Annotated in this window: 14 protein-coding genes and 1 pseudogene; 11 read left to right on the top strand and 4 right to left on the bottom strand. The window is 72.3% G+C overall.

Annotated elements, in window-relative coordinates; translation table 11 throughout:
* Positions 1 to 123: 123 nt before the first annotated feature.
* Positions 124 to 708, bottom strand: a complete 585-nt coding sequence (thpR, locus tag ACZ4TG_RS09345; RefSeq protein ID WP_468161008.1) for an RNA 2',3'-cyclic phosphodiesterase — start codon at positions 706 to 708, stop codon at positions 124 to 126.
* A 459-nt stretch (positions 709 to 1,167) separates the two neighbouring features.
* Between thpR and ACZ4TG_RS09340 the strand changes: the two genes are divergently transcribed.
* From ACZ4TG_RS09340 to ACZ4TG_RS09305, 8 genes are all read left to right on the top strand, one after another.
* The gene (locus tag ACZ4TG_RS09340) at positions 1,168 to 2,421 is read left to right on the top strand and encodes an ROK family protein (protein ID WP_468161007.1); all 1,254 of its coding nucleotides are present in this window, start codon (positions 1,168 to 1,170) and stop codon (positions 2,419 to 2,421) included.
* Between the two features lie 428 nt (positions 2,422 to 2,849).
* Positions 2,850 to 3,356 carry a flavin reductase family protein gene (locus ACZ4TG_RS09335; RefSeq protein WP_468161006.1) on the top strand — a complete coding sequence of 169 codons (507 nt, stop codon included), beginning with the start codon at positions 2,850 to 2,852 and terminating at the stop codon, positions 3,354 to 3,356.
* Between the two features lie 53 nt (positions 3,357 to 3,409).
* On the top strand, positions 3,410 to 4,474 hold the full coding sequence (locus ACZ4TG_RS09330; protein WP_468161005.1) for an ABC transporter substrate-binding protein: 1,065 nt from the start codon (positions 3,410 to 3,412) through the stop codon (positions 4,472 to 4,474).
* Positions 4,471 to 5,376, top strand: a complete 906-nt coding sequence (locus ACZ4TG_RS09325) for an ABC transporter permease (protein ID WP_468161004.1) — start codon at positions 4,471 to 4,473, stop codon at positions 5,374 to 5,376. The genes ACZ4TG_RS09330 and ACZ4TG_RS09325 overlap by 4 nt, the downstream gene beginning before the upstream one ends.
* Complete coding sequence (locus tag ACZ4TG_RS09320) at positions 5,352 to 6,170, top strand: ABC transporter ATP-binding protein (protein WP_468161003.1); 819 nt, start codon at positions 5,352 to 5,354, stop codon at positions 6,168 to 6,170. Before ACZ4TG_RS09325 ends, ACZ4TG_RS09320 begins: the two co-directional genes overlap by 25 nt.
* Positions 6,154 to 7,539 carry an LLM class flavin-dependent oxidoreductase gene (locus ACZ4TG_RS09315; protein WP_468161002.1) on the top strand — a complete coding sequence of 462 codons (1,386 nt, stop codon included), beginning with the start codon at positions 6,154 to 6,156 and terminating at the stop codon, positions 7,537 to 7,539. Before ACZ4TG_RS09320 ends, ACZ4TG_RS09315 begins: the two co-directional genes overlap by 17 nt.
* The gene (locus tag ACZ4TG_RS09310) at positions 7,536 to 11,492 is read left to right on the top strand and encodes an ABC transporter ATP-binding protein (protein WP_468161001.1); all 3,957 of its coding nucleotides are present in this window, start codon (positions 7,536 to 7,538) and stop codon (positions 11,490 to 11,492) included. Before ACZ4TG_RS09315 ends, ACZ4TG_RS09310 begins: the two co-directional genes overlap by 4 nt.
* The gene (locus ACZ4TG_RS09305) at positions 11,489 to 12,526 is read left to right on the top strand and encodes an aldo/keto reductase (protein ID WP_468161000.1); all 1,038 of its coding nucleotides are present in this window, start codon (positions 11,489 to 11,491) and stop codon (positions 12,524 to 12,526) included. Before ACZ4TG_RS09310 ends, ACZ4TG_RS09305 begins: the two co-directional genes overlap by 4 nt.
* Before the next feature lie 130 nt (positions 12,527 to 12,656).
* Here ACZ4TG_RS09305 and ACZ4TG_RS09300 read toward each other — a convergent pair whose 3' ends face one another.
* The 3 genes from ACZ4TG_RS09300 to ACZ4TG_RS09290 form a co-directional block, all read right to left on the bottom strand.
* The gene (locus ACZ4TG_RS09300) at positions 12,657 to 13,169 is read right to left on the bottom strand and encodes a GNAT family N-acetyltransferase (protein WP_468160999.1); all 513 of its coding nucleotides are present in this window, start codon (positions 13,167 to 13,169) and stop codon (positions 12,657 to 12,659) included.
* A gap of 43 nt (positions 13,170 to 13,212) precedes the next feature.
* Positions 13,213 to 14,409 (bottom strand): MFS transporter, encoded by a 1,197-nt coding sequence (locus ACZ4TG_RS09295; RefSeq protein ID WP_468160998.1) that lies wholly within the window; start codon positions 14,407 to 14,409, stop codon positions 13,213 to 13,215.
* A gap of 118 nt (positions 14,410 to 14,527) precedes the next feature.
* Positions 14,528 to 14,956, bottom strand: coding sequence for an Rrf2 family transcriptional regulator (locus ACZ4TG_RS09290; RefSeq protein WP_468160997.1), 429 nt, complete (start codon positions 14,954 to 14,956; stop codon positions 14,528 to 14,530).
* 257 nt (positions 14,957 to 15,213) lie between these two features.
* Between ACZ4TG_RS09290 and ACZ4TG_RS09285 the strand changes: the two are divergent.
* The 3 genes and pseudogenes from ACZ4TG_RS09285 to ACZ4TG_RS09275 all read left to right on the top strand — a co-directional run.
* A pseudogene (locus ACZ4TG_RS09285) lies at positions 15,214 to 15,696 on the top strand (M55 family metallopeptidase); the annotation flags it as partial.
* Positions 15,697 to 15,846: 150 nt separating this feature from the next.
* Positions 15,847 to 16,428: an NAD(P)H-dependent oxidoreductase gene (locus ACZ4TG_RS09280; RefSeq protein WP_468160996.1), complete on the top strand. Its 582-nt coding sequence runs from the start codon at positions 15,847 to 15,849 to the stop codon at positions 16,426 to 16,428.
* Positions 16,429 to 16,700: 272 nt separating this feature from the next.
* Positions 16,701 to 17,855: an oxygenase MpaB family protein gene (locus tag ACZ4TG_RS09275; RefSeq protein WP_468160995.1), complete on the top strand. Its 1,155-nt coding sequence runs from the start codon at positions 16,701 to 16,703 to the stop codon at positions 17,853 to 17,855.
* The last annotated feature ends 35 nt before the right edge of the window (positions 17,856 to 17,890 follow it).

The following is a 17,890-nucleotide window of genomic DNA, read 5'->3' as shown; positions in this document are numbered from 1 at the left end:
GGGGGGAGAGGCCCGGGGAGGAGCCGGGAGAGAGGCCCGGGCGAGACACCCGGGACGCGCAGATCCCCGGCCGGCCTGCCGGACGCCGCGCCGATCGAGCCGACGACCGGTCCACGACGGGGGTCACTGCCCGCCGGTGAAGTCCCACGCTTCGATGTCGCGGTAGTGGATCGGTCCCGGGCCCCGGCCGACGTTGCTGCCGACCAGGTGCAGACGTCCGGCCGGCCACCGGCGGCCGGCGAACGCGGAGAGTCCGGCGGCGAGTTCCACCACGCTGGAGGAATCGTCGCGGCGGGACCGCGCCAGGGTCAGATGGGGGCGCAGCGGCCGGTCCTCGAAGGCGATCCCGCACTCCTTGACCACGCCGCGGACCTCGGCGGTGATCTGGTGCAGCCCGTCGAGGTCCCCCTCGATGCCGGTCCACAGCACGCGCTGGTCGAAGTGCCCGCCGCCGCGCAGGGCCAGCTCCACGGGCCGGCGCGCCGCGGCGAGATCCGCGAGGGGCTGCCGCAGGGGTGGCACGCTCGCGACCGGGAGCTCACCGAGGAAGGCCAGGGTGATGTGCCAGTCCTCGACGCGGTTCCACCGCAGGCGCGGGTACGCCTCGTAGGCGGGCCGCAGCTCCCGCTCCAGCTCTTCCTTCGCGTCGTCGGGCGGGGCGAGCGCTATGAAGACGCGTACGGTCGAGGGCTGAATCTGTTCGTTCACGAAGAACTTCTTACACGACCGGCCGCCGGGACGTTCACAGCACGCCCGTAATCGGGCGTTCGCCGTGGATTCCCGCCCGCGTCGGCGCGAGCGGGCGGACCGGGAGGCGTTCCACGGTGCGGGCGGCCGTTTGACCGGCTTGCGTCGCCCCGGCTATGTTGCGCGCCATGTACCGATCCGCGCTTCTCACGACTCGAGGTCACGTCGACCTGAAGCGTGTCTGCTCCGCCGCGTGTCAGTGGTCCTGACCGTACGGCGACCGCGCGGATCCCTCGTCTTCGTCCTGCCCGGCAGTGGGTCCGGAGCCTGAACTCCCGCAGCGTCCCCGCGTTCTGGTGAACAGCGCTCCCTCCGTGGAGCTTCCCGTGCACGCCCCTGCCCGGACCGGCCGCCCGTCGCGTGCCGCTTCCGGAGCCCGGGTGTTCCGCGCCACCGCACAGGACCTGGAAGGCCACCTCCGTGGACAGACCGAAGACCTCAGCCAACCGCCGTGCCCCACTGCGGCGTTCGGACATCTCCGCGCCCGCCTCGAACCCGCTGCGCAGGGCGTCCGGTACCGGTGCCGTGCTGGGCGCCGTACTCGACCACGGCCCCGTCGCCCGCAGCACCATCGCCCGGCTCACCGGACTCTCGCCCGCCTCGGTCAGCGGACATTGCGGGGCGCTGCTGGACAGGGGGCTGGTCCGGGAAGGCCCCGAGACCGCCGGCCCCCGCGGGCTGGGCCGCCCGTACATCCCGGTGGAGATCGACACCAGCCGCTTCCTCGTCGCCGGGGCGCACATCGCGGTCCCCCATACGACGTTGTCCCTGATGGACCTGACCGGGCGGATCGTCGCGGAGGAGCGCCGCCCCCACGAGGGCACCGAACCCGGCCGGGTGCTCGCCCGGGTGGCCGCCGGACTGCCGCGGCTGCTGGCCGCGCACGGGGCGGGCCGGACCGTCCTCGCGCTGGGCGTCGCCACCGGACACTGGGTCGATCCCGAGGCCGGAGCCGTGGTGCACCACCCCCAGTTGGGCTGGCGGGGGGTCCCCGTGCGGGACGAGCTCGCCAGGGCGACCGGTGTCTCCGTGCACCTCGACAGTCATTCGCGGGCCCTCGCACGCGCCGAGCAGCTCTTCGGCGAGGCGGCCACCCGCACCAGTGCCGTCGTGCTGTTCGTCGGCAACGTCGTCGACGCGGCGTTCGTCACCGCGGGCGCCGTGCACCAGGGGCCGCGCTTCGGCGCTGGCAACGTGGCCCACCTGCCGGTGGGCGCGGCCTCCGCCGGCGCGTTCTGCACCTGCGGCACGGCCGGCTGCCTCCAGTCCGAGGTCTCGGAACCGGCGATGGTGCGCCGTGCCGCCGAACGGGGCCTGTCCGTAACGACGTTCGCCGCCCTGCTGGCCCTGGCCGTCGACGGCGATCCCGTGGCCGGCGAGTTGTTCCGGCAGCGGGCCAGGCTCACCGGCAGGGCCGCCGCGGTCCTGCTGGACATGTTCGATCCCGAGGTGCTGGTCGTGGTCGAACCGGCCACGGGCCGACTCCCCGTGTACATGGACGAGTTGCGGGCGGAGGTGCGGGCGCGGTCCCTGGTGTGCGAAGACGCCGCACGGTCGGTCGTACCGAGCAGTTTCACCGGGTCCGTGCTGGCCACCGCGGGCGCGGCCGTCGCGCTGGGTGCGCTGCACGACGACCCGCTGGGGCCCTGGCCCGCGTTGCCCGCCGTGTCCTGACCCGGCCTCGGGAAATCGACTTAATTCAGAAAGTTGCATTGTTGACCGGGCCGGATCCCGAAAGGGAAAATGGATCCATGAGCAGCCCGCAGAGGAATCGACGGTACGCGCACCGGATCGCGCGACACTGCCGCTCGGTCCGGCCGGCTCTCTCCGGTGCCGGCCGCTCCTGTTGTTGTTGACGAGCGAGCCGAAGGCACTCCCGGCGCGGTCATGACGCGCCGCCCCTTTCTTTTCGCGTGCACCTTCACGTGGCATTTCTGAGCGCGACCGGTACTTCACCGTGCCGTGCTCTGCCACGCCCATTCAGCCGTGATCCGCTTCCTGCCGCCTTTTCCGTGCCGCCTCTTCCGTTCTGTCTTTCCCGTGCCGCCGTTTCCGGCGGCCGGGTACCGGCAGCGCACGGCACCACTCACCCTGGGGGAACCTTGACCATTTCCTTGTCCTCGCACCCGGCCGGGAGCCTGGTCGAGCCGGCCCGCTTCAAGCAGATCTTCCGCGCCTACCCGGGCGGGGTCGTGGTCGTCACGGCCGACTCCGGAGCAGGCCCGGTCGGCTTCACCGCCACCTCGCTGACCTCGGTGTCCCTCGATCCGCCCCTCGTCTCCTTCGGCATCGCGAAGAGTTCTTCCTCATGGCCGCACCTGGAGCGCGCCGCGTCGGTGGTGGTCAACTTCCTCGACTCCGCCCAGGAGGACCTGGCCAGGCGCTTCGCGACGAGCGGCGTCGACCGGTTCGCCGCGCCGACCCGATGGCACCGGCTGCCGCAGGGCGAGCCGGTGCTCGACGGGGTCACGGGCTGGCTGCGGCTCGCCGTCGAACAGCTCGTCCCCGCGGGGGACGCGCACATCGTCGTGGCACGCGTCGCCGAGGCCTGGCAGGCCGAGGACGGCCGCCCCCTGCTCTTCCACAACGGCGCCTACCACTCCCTGTGAACCTCGGCGACCCCGGCGACCGGCGAATCCCCGTCATGAGAACAGGAATGTCCATGCCCTCCCGCTCTTCCTCTCCCCGATTGGGGCGCAGAGGATTCCTCACGCTCACCGGCGGCGCTCTTCTTGCCGCCGCCGGATGCGCTCCCCCGAACACGAATGCCGCCCATTCCGGACCCGTCGGCGAACTGCCCACCGGGCCGCCGCCCGCCGGAACGTCACTGGCGGTGGCGGTGCGGACCTCGCAGATCCAACTGGCCACGTCCGGACTCGACAAGAACCTCCCCTTCAAGGTGTCCTCCTGGATCAACCTCAACGCGGGACCCGACATCATCCAGGGATTCCGGGCCCGCTCGATCGACATCGCGAGCAATGCCGGAATTCCGCCGATCCAGGCCGAAGCCATCGGTGTGAAGGCCCGGATCGTCGCCGTGCAGGAACGCCACCACCCCACCTACACGTTCGCCACGGCGCCCGCCTCGTCCATCAGGACCGCCGAGGACTTCAAGGGCAAGAAGATCGCCTTCTCCCAGGGACAGGCCCAGGGCGTCGTCGTCCTGCGAGCCCTGAAGAAGGCCGGACTCGCCAACTCCGATGTCCAGCTGGTGGCGCTGCCGAGCACGCAGTTCCTCACCGCCCTCCAGTCGAAGCAGGTCGACGTCGCGCCCCTCGGCGAACCGACCCTGACCAAGTACCTGACCCAGTACGGCAAGGACGGCGCCCGTGGCGTACCGACCGACGTGGTCGACCTGCTCACCGTCCTGTGGGCGCCCGTGGAGGTCCTGAACGACCCGGCGAAGGCGGCCGCCGTACGCAGCTACGTCACGCTCTGGGCGCAGGGCGTGGTCTGGGCCTGGGAGAACTCCGACCAGTGGATCGACGCGTACTACGTCAAGGACCAGGGCGTCGGTGCGGCCGACGGCCGGCGCATCGTCGACTCCCTCGCGAAGCCGCGGTTCCCGGCGAACTGGGACAACGCCGTCGCATGGGAGCAGGAGACCGCGGACCTGATGGCCGAGGGCGGATTCGTGCCGAAGCTCGACGTCAAGGCCCTGTTCGACCGGCGGTTCGAGGGCCTCGCGGCCGCCGCCGTGCCGGCCGGATACCGGGAGGGCGCATGAGCGAGGCGCTGACGGATCTGCGCGTTCAGGCACCGGCGCCCGAGGCCGTCGCGGACCGGACCGGCAGCACTGCCGTGGAGCCTTCCGGCACGGCCCCCGGACGGCCCAGCCCCGCGGCCCGCAAGGCCCGGCGGCTGGGGCCCGGACGCGGGATCCCCTTCGGCCGGCTCCTCGGTCCCGCGCTGCTCATCGCCGTCTGGTGGGCGGCGTCCGCCGCAGGCGTCCTCGACCCGCGCATCCTCTCCGGTCCCGGCACCGTGATCGCCACCGCGGGCGATCTCGTCGCGGACGGCCGCCTGCAGGGCAACGTGCTCATCTCGCTCCAACGAGCCGGCCTGGGACTCCTGTTCGGCGTCCTGGCCGGAGTCGCGGCCGCCGTCCTCGCCGGACTCAGCCGCGCGGGGGAGTACCTCGTCGACGGGCCGCTCCAGATCAAGCGTGCCATCCCCTCGCTGGCCATGCTGCCCCTGCTGATCCTCTGGCTCGGCATCGGCGAGCAGATGAAGGTCACGGTCATCGCCCTGGGCGTCGCGGTGAACATGTACATCAACACCTACGCGTCCCTCACCGGCATCGACAACCGCCACGTCGAACTCGCCGAGGTGCTCGGGCTGAGCCGGTGGCGCTTCCTGCGCAAGGTGGTCCTCCCCGGCTCCCTGCCCGGATTCTTCGTCGGACTGCGGCTCGGCGTGACCTCGGCCTGGCTGGGCCTGATCGTCGTCGAGCAGATCAACGCCACCAGCGGCATCGGCTACATGATGTTCCAGGCCCAGCAGTACGCGCAGTCCGACGTGATCGTCGTCGGCCTGGTGGCCTACGGCATCTTCGGCTTCTCCTCCGACGCACTGGTACGCGCGATCGAACGGAGGGCCCTGTCGTGGCGACGTACTCTGGCGGGCTGACCGCCGAGGCCCGAAGGCGGGCCCCTGCCCCGGCCGCGGTGCGCACCAGCGGGCTGGTACGCCGCTTCGGCGACCGGATCATCCTCAAGGAACTCGATCTGGCCCTCGGTGCGGGCGAGTTCACCGCGCTCCTGGGCCGCAGCGGCTCCGGGAAGTCCACCCTGCTGCGCGCCGTGGCCGGCCTCGACCACGACGTCGATGGATCGGGCGAACTGACCGTCCCCGAGCGGGTCTCCCTCTCCTTCCAGGACTCCCGGCTGCTGCCCTGGCTCCGTGTCCTGGACAACGTCACCCTCGGGCTGCGCGGACCGGGCGTCCGCGAACGCGGAGTACGCGCCCTCGCCGAGGTCGGGCTGGGGGGCCGGGAGCGTGCCTGGTCCCACGAGCTGTCCGGCGGCGAACAGCAGCGCGCGGCCCTGGCCCGCGCCCTGGTGAGCGACCCGGAACTACTGCTGGCGGACGAGCCGTTCGGCGCGCTCGACGCCCTGACCCGCATCCGGATGCACGGCCTGCTGCGCGAACTCTACGAACGGCACCGCCCAGCGGTCCTCCTCGTGACCCACGACGTGGACGAGGCGGTGGAGCTGGCCGACCGGGTGCTCGTCCTCGACGAGGGACGCATCTCGGTCGACCTCGCCGTCGACCTGCCCACCCCCCGGAGCCGGCGCGACCCGCGCTTCCAGGAGTACCGGGACACCCTCCTCGCCGCCCTCGGCGTGGCGGAGTCCCCCGCACCCACCGACCACCACCAGGACCCCCACCAGAAGGACGACCCCGATGTCACGAACGCCTGAGCGCAAGCCCCTCCACCTCAATGCCTTCCTGATGTCCGTGGGCCACCACGAGGCCTCCTGGCGACTCCCCGAGAGCCCCGCCGACGGCGGCACCGGCATCGCGCACTACCAGAACCTCGCCCGCATCGCCGAACGCGGCCTGCTGGACTCGGTGTTCCTCGCCGACAGCCCCGTCCTGCACGGCGACCCCGGCCGGCGGCCCTCCAGCAAGCTGGAACCCACCGTCCTGCTCACCGCGCTCGCGGCGGTCACCAGCCGGATCGGACTCATCGCCACCGCCTCCACCAGCTACAACGAACCATTCAACCTGGCCCGCAGGTTCGCTTCCCTCGACCACGTCTCCAACGGCCGGGCGGGATGGAACATCGTCACCACGGCCGGCGCCGACGCCGCCCGCAACTTCGGCCTCGATGACACGCCGCTGCACCACGACCGCTACCGCCGCGCCGCCGAGTTCGTCGACGTCGCGACGAAACTCTGGGACAGCTGGGCCGACGACGCCGTCGTCGCGGACAAGGAAGCAGGCGTCCACACCCGCGCCGACCGGGTCCGCCCCATCGGCCACCACGGCGAGTTCTTCCGCGTCGACGGCCCGCTCAACGTGGAACGCTCCCCCCAGGGCCACCCCCTCCTCGTGCAGGCGGGCTCCAGCGATGACGGCAAGGACTTCGCGGCCCGCTATGCCGAGGCGGTGTTCACCGCGCAGCAGACCCTCGACGAGGGAATCGCCTTCTACAAGGACGTCAAGCGGCGCGCCCTGGCCCTCGGCCGGGACCCGGACGGCATCAAGATCCTGCCCGGCATCGTCCCCGTCATCGGTGACACCGAGGCCGAGGCCCGCGAACTCGACGCCGAACTGGACCGGCTCATCGTCCCCGAGTACGCCAAACGGCAGCTGGCCCAGCGGCTCGGCATCGCCCCGGAAGCCCTGGACCTCGACGCCGAACTGCCCGACGACATCCCCACCGAGGACGAGATCGAAGGCGCCAAGAGCCGCTACACCCTCGTCGTGGAGCTGGCCCGGCGCGAACGGCTGACCGTACGGCAGCTGATCGGACGGCTCGGCGGAGGCCGCGGGCACCGCACCTTCGCGGGCACCGCGCAGCAGGTCGCCGATACCATCGAGCACTGGTACGACAGCGGAGCCGCCGACGGCTTCAACATCATGCCCGCCGTGCTGCCCTCGGGGCTGGAGCGCTTCGTGGACCAGGTGGTCCCGATCCTCCAGGAACGCGGCCTGTTCCGCACCGAGTACACGGGGACGACCCTGCGCGAGCACTACGGCCTCCCGCGCCCCGCCAACCGCCTCTTCGACGGCCCCGCCCCGCGCGCCGGCCACCCCGGCATCGGCCTGGTGGAGGCCCGATGACGGGCTGTCCCTCCGCCACGACGCAGCCGGCCACCGCGCACGACGCGGCGGCCGGCCCCGTCGGCGGACCACCGGCCGACAGCTGGGCCCGGCGGCTCGCCGGCTACTGCCTGCGCCACCGCACCGACCTGGTGCTGGCCTTCGGGGCCGCCGCGGTCGCGGCCGTCGCCGCCGCCACCCTGCCCCTCGTGCTGCGCCAGGTGGTCGACGACGTCGCCGCCGCGGACGGCGCCGCCCTCGCCCCCTGGATCGTGCTCCTGGTCTCCCTCGGGGCGGTCCGCTTCGGGGCGTCCTTCGTCCGCCGCCACCGCTCGGGACGGCTCTCCCTCGGAGTCCAGTACGACCTGCGCAACGACGCCTTCGCCGCCCTGCTGCGGTTCGGCGGACCCCAGCAGGACAGCCTGCGCACCGGGGAGGTCGTGAGCCGGTCCATCTCGGACATCACCCTCATCCAGACCCTGCTCCAGTTCCTGCCCAACCTGACGGGCAACGCGCTGATGTTCTGCGTCTCCCTCGTCTTCATGGCGTGGCTCTCGCCGCTGCTCACGGTCGTCGCACTGGTCGTCGGACCTGCCCTGTGGGTGATCGCCCTGCGCAGCCGCCGCACGCTCTTCCCCGCCAACTGGCACGCCCAGCAGGAGGCGGCCGAGGTGGCGTCCGCCGTCGAGGCCACCGTCACCGGGGTGCGCGTGGTCAAGGGCTTCGGCCAGGAGCCCCGCGAACTGCGCGGACTCGAAGAACGCGTCCGCGCGCTCTTCGCGTCCCGGCTGCGCGTGGTCGCCTTCACCAGCCGCTACAACCCCGCGCTGCAAGCCGTACCGGCCCTCGGGCAGGTGGTGGTCCTCGCGCTCGGCGGCTGGCTCGCGATCGACGGCCGCCTGTCGCTGGGAACCTTCCTCGCCTTCACCGCCTACCTGGGCGCCCTCGTCACGCCGGTGCGCCAGGTCGCCACCCTCCTCACCGTCTGGCAGCAGGCCCGGGCGGGCGCCGAACGCGTCCTGGAGGTCATCGACGAAGCACCCGTGATCGCCGACGAGCCGGGCGCACACCACCTCGGCCCCGCCGCCCCGGCCCTGGCCTGGCGGGAGGTGACCTTCGGCTACGACGGGGCCGAGCCGTTGCTGTCCGGCTTCACCCTGGACGTGCGGCCGGGGGAGACGCTCGCCCTCGTCGGCCCGGCCGGCTGCGGAAAGTCGACCGTGGCCGCGCTCCTGCCGCGGTTCTACGACACCCGGGCGGGCACCGTGTCCGTCGGCGGCCACGACGTACGCAGCCTCACCCTGGCCTCCCTGCGGTCCCGGATCGGCTTCGTCTTCGAAGAGAGCCTCCTGCTGTCGGACTCGATCCGCGCCAACATCGCCTACGGGATCCCGGACGCCACCGACGCCCGCGTCCGCGAGGCGGCCCGGCTCGCCCGGGCGGACGAGTTCATCGACCGGCTCCCCGACGGATACGACACGATCGTCGGCGAACAGGGACTCACGCTCTCCGGCGGGCAACGCCAGCGGGTGGCCCTCGCCCGCGCCCTGCTCATCGACCCCGCCGTGCTCGTCCTGGACGACGCCACCTCCGCCCTGGACGCCCGTGTCGAAGCGGAGATCCACGCCGGCCTGGGGGAGGCCGGCCGCCGCCGCACCACGCTCATCGTGGCCCACCGCGAGTCGACCCTGGAGCTCGCGGACCGCGTCGCGCTGATGGACGGCGGCCGGATCGCCGACATCGGCACGCCGGGCGAACTGCGCGCCCGCTCCGCCCTCTTCCGGTCCCTGCTGTCCACCTCCGGCCGCCCCGACGGCCCCGACGTCAGCGACGGCCCCGACGGCCCCGACGTCAGCGACGGCCCCGACGACGCCGACGTCTGCGACGGTCCCGACGTGGCCGACGGGACCGTGCGCCCCCTCGCGGTCCCGGTCGGCGGTGTCACCGAGGAGCTGTGGCGACGCCCCGACGGGGAAGGTGCCACCCGCCACGAGGCCACCGCCGTCCGCGCCGCCAACGCCCTCGCCCAAGCCGCCGTCACCTCCGGCCCCGGCCGGGGCGGACCCGGCAGCGGGGTGCTCGGCTCCGCCCAGCCCGCCCCCGAGCTGCTCGCCGCCCTCGCAAGGATCCCGCTGCCCGCCGCCGAGCCCGGCGTCCCGCTCGACCGGGCCGTGGCGGGCGACCCCGCCTTCCGCCTCGGCTCCCTGCTGCGGCCCTTCCGGATCCCGCTGCTCGGCGGGCTCCTGCTGGTGGCCCTGGACGCGCTGGCCCAGATCGCCGTACCCGTACTCGTCCGGCACGGCGTCGACAGCGGGGTCACCGGCCAGGCGAGGGGCGTCCTGCTCGCGGCCGCCGCCGCGGCGGCCGCGGTCGTCGCCGCCAACTGGCTCCTCGGCGTGGCCCAGGTCCGCACCACCGGGCGCACCGGCGAGCGGCTCCTCTACACCCTGAGGGTCAAGACGTACGCCCAGCTGCAGCGACTCGGCCTCGACTACTACGAACGGGAACTCGCGGGCCGGATCATGACCCGGATGACCACCGACGTGGACGCCGTGTCGAACTTCCTCCAGACCGGCCTCATCACGGCCGTCGTCAGCCTCCTGACGGTGCTCGGAGTCCTGGTGTCCCTCCTGGCCATCGACGCGCAGCTCGCGCTGGTCCTGCTGGCCGCCCTCCCGCCGCTGATCGCGGCGACCGCCCTCTTCCGGCACTACTCGGTCCCCGCCTATCTGGCGGCCCGCGAGCAGATCAGCACGGTCAACGCCTGCCTCCAGGAGAACGTCGGGGCCCTGCGGGTCACCCAGGCGTTCCGCCGGGAACAGCGCAACGCCGAGGACTTCGCGGCCCTCGCCCGGGCGTTCAGCGCGTCCAGGCTCCGGGCGCAGCGGTACATGGGCACCTTCTTCCCCTTCGTCGAGTTCCTCGGCACCCTGTCCACGGCCGCCGTCCTCGCCGTCGGTGCCGGACAGGTGGCCTCCGGCGGGCTCACCGCGGGCACCCTCATCGCCTTCCTGCTCTGCGTCGAGCTGTTCTTCGCGCCGATCCAGCAGCTCTCCCCGGTCTTCGACGGGTACCAGCAGGCGGTCGTCGGCATGAACCGCCTGCGCACCCTGATGCGCACGCCGGTCGGCACGCCGCCGGCGTCCGTGCCGCGGCCCGTCGAGGCCCTGCGCGGGGAGATCGAGTTCGACGACGTCTCCTTCCACTACGCGGGCGGGCCGGACCGGGACGTACTGCACGGCATCCGGCTGCGCATCGCCCCCGGCGAGACCGTCGCCCTCGTCGGCACCACCGGCGCGGGCAAGTCCACGGTGGTCAAACTCCTCGCCCGCTTCTACGACCCGGCCTCCGGAGCCGTCCGCGTCGACGGCCACGACCTGCGCGAACTCGACCTGACCGGCTACCGGCGCCGACTGGGCATCGTCCCGCAGGAGCCCTACCTGTTCGGCGGCAGCGTCCGTGACGCCATCGCCTACGGACGCCCGGACGCGACCGACGCGGAGGTCGAAGCGGCGGCCCGCGCCGTCGGAGCCCATGAGATGGTGGCCACGCTCGCGCACGGCTACCTCACCCGGATCGGGGAACGCGGCCGGGGCCTCTCCTCGGGCCAGCGCCAGCTGCTCGCCCTGGCCAGGGCCGAACTCGTCGACCCCGACATCCTGTTGCTCGACGAGGCGACCGCATCTCTCGACCTCGCCACCGAACGACGGGTCACCGCCGCCGTCGAGGCCCTGACCCGGCGCCGCACCACCGTCGTGGTGGCGCACCGCCTCACCACGGCCGCCCGGGCCGACCGCGTGGTGGTCCTCGACGCCGGGACCGTCGTCGAGACGGGCACCCACGCCCAACTGCTCGCCGCACAGGGGCCGTACCGGCGCCTGTGGGACGCCTACCGACCGGGCGGCGCCGGAGCCCGTCCGGTTCCGGCCGACACCACCCTTACCGATCAACTCGTCAACGGGAGTGCACGATGACCGACCACCGCCTGCTCGGACGCACCGGCGTCAAGGTGAGCCCGCTCTGTCTGGGCACCATGATGTTCGGCGCCCGCGGCAACACCGACCACGAGGACAGCGTCCGCATCATCCACCGGGCGCTCGACTCGGGCATCAACTTCGTCGACACGGCCGACGTGTACTCGGCGGGGGAGTCGGAGACCATCGTCGGCAAGGCACTCGCCGGAGGCCGCCGGGACCGGGTGGTGCTGGCCACCAAGTTCCACGGCAGCCTCGGCGGCGACCCCAACGAGCAGGGGAACAGCCGCCGCTGGATCATCCGTGAGGTGGAGAACAGCCTGCGCCGGCTCGGCACCGACTGGATCGACCTGTACCAGGTGCACCGACCCGAGCCGGAGACCGACTTCGACGAGACGCTGGGCGCGCTCAGCGACCTCGTCCACCAGGGCAAGATCCGCTACATCGGTACGTCCACCTTCGAACCGTCCGCGATCGTCGAGGGCCAGTGGCTCGCCGAGCGCCGCGGCCGCGAACGCGTCGTGGCCGAGCAGCCCCCGTACTCGCTGCTCGCGCGCGGCATCGAACGCGAGGTCCTGCCCGTCGCCCAGCGGTACGGGCTCGGCGTGCTCAGCTGGAGCCCGCTGGCCGGCGGCTGGCTGTCGGGCCGCTACCGCAAGGGTGCCGAACAGCCCTCGTCCAGCCGGATCGACCGGCAGGCCGCACGCTTCGACATCGCCGACCCCGAGAACGCGGCCAAGCTCGACGCCGCCGAGGCGCTGGCCCAGCTCGCGGAAGAAGCGGGGCTGACCCTGGTCCAGCTCGCCCTGGCCTTCGTCCTGGAGCACCCGGCCGTCACCTCGGCCATCATCGGACCGCGCACCTTCGAGCAGTTGGAGAGCCAGCTGGGCGCCGACCGGGTACGGCTGAGCACGGACGTGCTCGACCGGATCGACAAGATCGTGCCGCCGGGCACCAATCTGTCCGCCCGGGACGCGGGGTACGTGCCGCCCGCACTCTCCGCCCCGGAGCTCCGCCGCCGCCCGCGCGGCTGACCGCGCCGACTGCCGACCGCGCCGACTGCCGACCGCCGACCGCCGCCCCCGTCCACGACCCGGACGGGGGCCGTCCGCCGCCGGCGAGCACGCGTGGGGTGACGGGCCTGCCGGACACCGTCCTCGCGCTCTACTCGGCCGCGTGGGAGCGGGCATCGGTCCGGTCCAGCGCGTAGACGGTGCAGGGCCGTCCGAGGATGGTGTCCTCGCGCAGGGGGGTGAACCCGAGGCGCCCGGCGACGGCCGAAGACGCGGTGTTGCCAGGATGGATCATGGCCGTGATCCGCTTGAGCCCCAGGGAGCCGAAGCCCCACGCGAGGACGGCTTCGGCCGCCTCCGTGGCGTAGCCCCGCCCCCAGTGCTCGCGGGCGAAGGTCCAGCCGATCTCGGTCTCGTCGAACTGCTCCCACCAGTTCAGGCCGGAGCGTCCGATCGTCTCGCCGGTGCTGCGCAGCTCGACGGCGCACAGCCCGTGACCGCGTTCGCTCCACTGCCGCTGGATGTCGCGCAGGCGCGTGGCGGCCTGTTCCCGGGTGTAGCCGCCGACGAACCGGTTCACCTCCTCGTCGGCGTGGAGCCGTACCCACCAGTCGGTGTCGGCGTCGGTGAGCGGGCGCAGCCGGAGGCGTTCTGTGGTGATCACTCTCGTACAGTCCTTTGATCCGTGGGTTGTTGAGGGCGGTACGCTACTTCGCCGGCGCGGGATGACCCTGCGCCGCGGGCGTGCTCCGCGGCGCGCGTCGGCGGATGACCGTGTGCGCCGCTTCCGCCGCCCCGAGGCCGAGCACGATGAACACCGCGCCGACGGGACCCAACCGGTGCGCGCCGAACCAGGCCATGCCGGCTTGCCCGACCAGGGGTGCGATCGCGACACCGACGTAGACCGTGGCCGAGGCGAGGCCGGTGAGCAGCGGTGCCGCCGTCGGCATGGCGCTGATCAGGCGGTGGGTCTGGGGCGCCAGCACCGCCCATCCGCACACGCCCCACACCAGGAGTGCCGCGATGGCGGAGGGCAGGTGTGCGCTCGTCCACGGCAGCAGCGCGAAGTCGATCGCCGCCGCCGTGATCGCGGCATTGATGACGGGACGGCTGCCGAAGCGGTCGGTCAGAGCGCCCGAGCCGAGTGTTCCGGCGGTGGCGGCCAGCCCCCAGACGAACAACAGGGCGGCAAGGGTGGTGCCGTTGCCGCCGGTGGCGCGGTCGAGGCTGTCGCCGATGAAGGAGTAGACGGTGTACAGGCCGGTGTAGACGAGGAGCGTGGTCAGCAGGGTCAGGCCGATGCGGCGGTCGGCGAGAGGGGCGACGCGGGTGCGCAGCGGGACCGCCGGGGGCATGGGTACCGCAGGCAGGAGGAGGGCCGTGCCCGCCGCGGCGAGCAGGCCGAGCGCGGAGACGAACAGCATGGTGGCGCGCCAGTCGCCGGTGAGGCTGCCGATGGCGGTACCGATGGGCGCGCCCAGCGCGGTCGCGGCGCTGAGGCCGGTCATAACGGTGGCGATGGCCCGGCCGCGACGCTCCGGCGGCGCGAGCGCGGCGGCCGCGGCGACGGCGGCGGGGGTGACCATGGCGCCGCCGAGTCCGGCGAGCGCCCGTCCGGCCAGAGCCACGCCGAAGACGGGAACGAAGGCCGTCACGAGGTTGCCCGCGGTGAAGACCGCGAGCCCGGCGACGAACAGTGTGCGGCGGGACCACCGGGTGGTGAGGGCTGCCATGACGGGGCCGAGGACGGCGTACGTGAAGGCGTAGGCGCTGAGCAGCCAGCCGGCGGTGCCGACGGGGACGCCGAGGGAGTGTGCAGCGTCGGGCAGGATGCCGGCGATGACGAAGCTGTCGGTGCCGATGGCGAACATCGCGGCGGCGAGGACGGTGAGTGGTCCGTACACGACGGAGGGACCTCCAGGTTCGATGTGCTTGATGTAACAGAAACGGTTACGACAATGCCCCGAAGAGAGGCCGGTCCGTGGGGACCGGCCGACAGGGAGCGGGGGTTGGCTTTCGGGGTCAGGCGATGGTTCCTCTCGCCACGTTGGCGAGGGTGACGGTTGCCAGTTCGGCCTTCATCGACTCCTCCGCGCGGCTGTACGCCTCTCGCAGGACGGGCGGGATGCCCCGCGCGATGGGGCACTCCTGGTTCGGAGGAGCGGGGTGCAGTGCGATGAGCGGACCGGACTCGACGGCGAGGTAGATGTCCTTCAGGGTGATCGCCTCCGGGGCGCGAGCCAGCCTCCATCCCGCGCCCTGGCCGCGCTGCGACACCACGAGGCCCGCGTCCTTCAGGCTTCCGAGCGTGCGGCGGATGACGACGGGGTTGGTGTTGACGCTGTCGGCGATCTGGGCGGACGTCACGATGCCGTCGGGACGCCGGGGGCACACCAGCGCCATCCAGGTCAGCGTGTGCGTGGCCACGGTCATACGACTGCTCGCGCTCATGAAAGCTTCCATCGTCGGAGGTTGCCGACACCACCTGTGTCGCAACTGATTCTGTTACGACAGAGGGCGCGTGTCCAGTCGTACCGTCAACTCGGCGATGTACAGGCGCCGCTCGGTCTGGGCGTGGAACACCGCCGGGCGCGACGGTGGCCGAGCGTATGGCCGGAACGGCGCTCTGGCACCCCGCCCGGGTCTCCCGGATAACAGGGAGCAACCCGACAACAGGGGTGACAGGGTGAAGGGCTGCGCGCGAGTTCCTCGTCAACGACGCGCACTCGGCGATGGCCAACCTCCGCCCGGACGAGCTCGTCGGCAACGCCCGCTACCTGTCGGGCCGTCACAAGCCGCTGTACATGATGCAGGGCCTCGACGCCTCGCTCGACGGCGTCTTCTTCGTCTCCTACCACGGGTCGATGGCCGGCGAGGCTTCGACGCTGTCGCACACCTACAACCCGAAGGCCATCGCCGGCGTCCGGCTCAACGGCCTGCCGGCGGGGGAGAGCGGCATCAACGCGCTGGTCGCACTGGGGCACGGGGTACCGGTGGTGCTGATCACGGGTGACCGGACCACGGCCGAGGAGACCGAGCCGTTCTGCCCCGGCATCCGCGCCGCCGTGGTCAAGACCTCGGTATCGCGCTTCGCCGCCGACAGCATGCACCCGGCGCAAGCGCGCGACCCGATCCGCCTGTACCGCGGCTTCGTTGCCGTGGTCATGCTCACGCGGGCGATCGCCGAGTGACCGCGTGGCGGTCTCGGCACACGCTCCCGTGAGAAAGGGGGGCTGACGGATAATGGCGATCAGCTGGGCACGGGGCTGCGCACAGGCTCGTACGTGCGGTGGCCGAGGGTTTCCGTGCCCGTATCGACTGGGGGAAAGATGCGTATAGGGGTGTATCTCGCACACCCGCGGCCGGGGAGCTTCAACCACGCGGTCTTCGACGCCGTGGTGGAGGAGCTGCGAGGGCGCGGAGCCGAGGTGTTGGCGCATGACCTCTGCGCCGAAGAGTTCGAACCGCAGCTGTCCGCCGATGAGACGGGAACGGTCGAGTCGGCGGCGCGCGCCGACGACGCGCGGGTGGCGCTGCACCGAACAGAGGTGGCCACGCTGGATGCCCTGGTGTTCGTCCACCCGAACTGGTGGGGCATGCCGCCCGCCGTCATGACGGGCTGGGTGCAGCGCGTCCTGGTGCCGGGCGTCGCCTACAAGCTGGGCACCGCGGACGGCGAACCCGCCGGACTCCTGAAGGCGGCCAGCGCTCTCGTGCTGAACACCTCCGACACTCCCGCCGACCGGGAGGAGAACGAGTTCGGCGACCCCCTCCAGAAGATCTGGTCGGCCTGCGTCCTGCCGTACGTCGGAGTCGGCGACGTACGCCGGGTCGTCTTCCGCACCGTCACCGACTCGACCGACGAGGAACGCGCGGCCTGGCTGGACCACGCACGCCGGCAGGCGGCCGCACTCCTGGCCTGAGGCGCGGCGTACGCAGCCCTCCGTGCACGTTTCTCTCGTACGGGGCCGCGTACGCCCGCTTCACGCACGGGCCCCTGATGCCGAGCCCGGCCGCCCCGGGGCTGATCGGGTGAGGCGGAAACGATCCCTTTTCCGCGGGGAGTTCCCAACGCCCCGGAGGCCGCCACAGGCTGGCCCTGCCCGGCGGTCCGTGCCGGGCCGCCGCCGGCAGGTGCCGGCCGACGCGCGCACCTGCGGCGGCGCAGAACCCTGCCCCTGATGGGAGCCCTGCTGTGGGACTGACGACAGCGACGATCGCCTCGGAACTGGAAGCGGCGAGCAAGGTCGGTGACCCGAAGGCCGACGAACTCGTGTCCGGCCTGATCGACAACAAGGAGATCGACGGGGTCAACGCCCTGTTCCGCACGATCGGCACGCTCAAGCCGGGACAGGACCTGTCCCAGCTCCCACCGCGGCTGGCCGAGTTCCTCAAGGAGGCCGCGGCCGCGCCGCCGGACTGGTCGGAGGCCGACGTCAAGGCCGCCGAGGGCTTCTTCGCCCACCACCACGGCGAGGTGTCCATGCTCCAGGGCACCGTCGGCCTCATCGGCACCTACCTCTCCCCGACCGGCGCGTTCACCCTCCGCTCCACCGGCCGCCTCGGCGGCGTCGAGGGACCGGGCCGCCGGCTCTCGCAGTCCTCCCGCCTGTTCCTCGACATGGGCAACCGGAACGCCATGCGCGACGGCACGCTCGCCGCGAACGTCACCAAGGTCCGCCTGGTCCACGCCTCGGTGCGCCAGCTGCACAAGAAGAGCGGCGAGTGGGACTACGCGAAGTGGGGCGAGCCGGTCTCGCAGAAGTACACCACCGGCGCCGCCTGCGTCTTCTCCACCCAGATCCTCCAGGCCATGGCGCGCCTCGGCGTCGACGTCTCGAAGGACGACGCGCGCGGCTTCATGTGCGCCTGGCACTACGTCAGCCACTACCTCGGCACCGCCGACGAGTGGCTCCTGCCCAAGGACGCCGACCAGGTCGAGGCCATGTGGAACCAGGAGCGGGACAAGGAGTGGAAGAAGACCGACGACGGCGTCTTCATGACCAAGCAGGCCGTCGACTTCTACAGGAAGTTCTACCCGCCGGGCGTGCACGACGCGTTCATCGCGATGGTCCGCCACGCACTCACCGACAAGTACGCCGACATGGCCGGCCTGCCCAAGAGCGTCCTCGGGGCGGCAGCCGGGCCCCTGTCGGCAGGCCACGGCCTGGTCAGCGGCGTGGGAGGCGGCCTGCTGGGCGGCGCCGCCAAGAAGACCGTGGGCGTCAACCCCTACAAGGACATCCTGGGCGTCGCCTCGAAGGGATTCAACGAGGTCGAGAAGTTCGCGCTGACCCACGAAGAGGACGACCAGCCGCAGATGCACCAGGAACTCCACGACAACCGCTGACGGCCACGGCCCGGGCGGGGCGCTTCGACATCGAC

This window comes from Streptomyces sp. NPDC028314 (genome assembly GCF_055565795.1).
The sequence above is the reverse complement of the archived record's forward strand: the minus strand, read 5'-3'. Positions and strand labels throughout refer to the sequence as shown.

Bases quoted from the DNA above. Each gene is read 5' to 3' on its own strand.
- ACZ4TG_RS09305 (WP_468161000.1), top strand. From the start codon at position 11,489: ATGACCGACCACCGCCTGCTCGGACGCACCGGCGTCAAGGTGAGCCCG.
- ACZ4TG_RS09330 (WP_468161005.1), top strand. From the start codon at position 3,410: ATGCCCTCCCGCTCTTCCTCTCCCCGATTGGGGCGCAGAGGATTCCTC.
- ACZ4TG_RS09325 (WP_468161004.1), top strand. From the start codon at position 4,471: ATGAGCGAGGCGCTGACGGATCTGCGCGTTCAGGCACCGGCGCCCGAG.
- ACZ4TG_RS09290 (WP_468160997.1), bottom strand. From the start codon at position 14,956: ATGAGCGCGAGCAGTCGTATGACCGTGGCCACGCACACGCTGACCTGG.
- ACZ4TG_RS09315 (WP_468161002.1), top strand. From the start codon at position 6,154: ATGTCACGAACGCCTGAGCGCAAGCCCCTCCACCTCAATGCCTTCCTG.
- ACZ4TG_RS09310 (WP_468161001.1), top strand. From the start codon at position 7,536: ATGACGGGCTGTCCCTCCGCCACGACGCAGCCGGCCACCGCGCACGAC.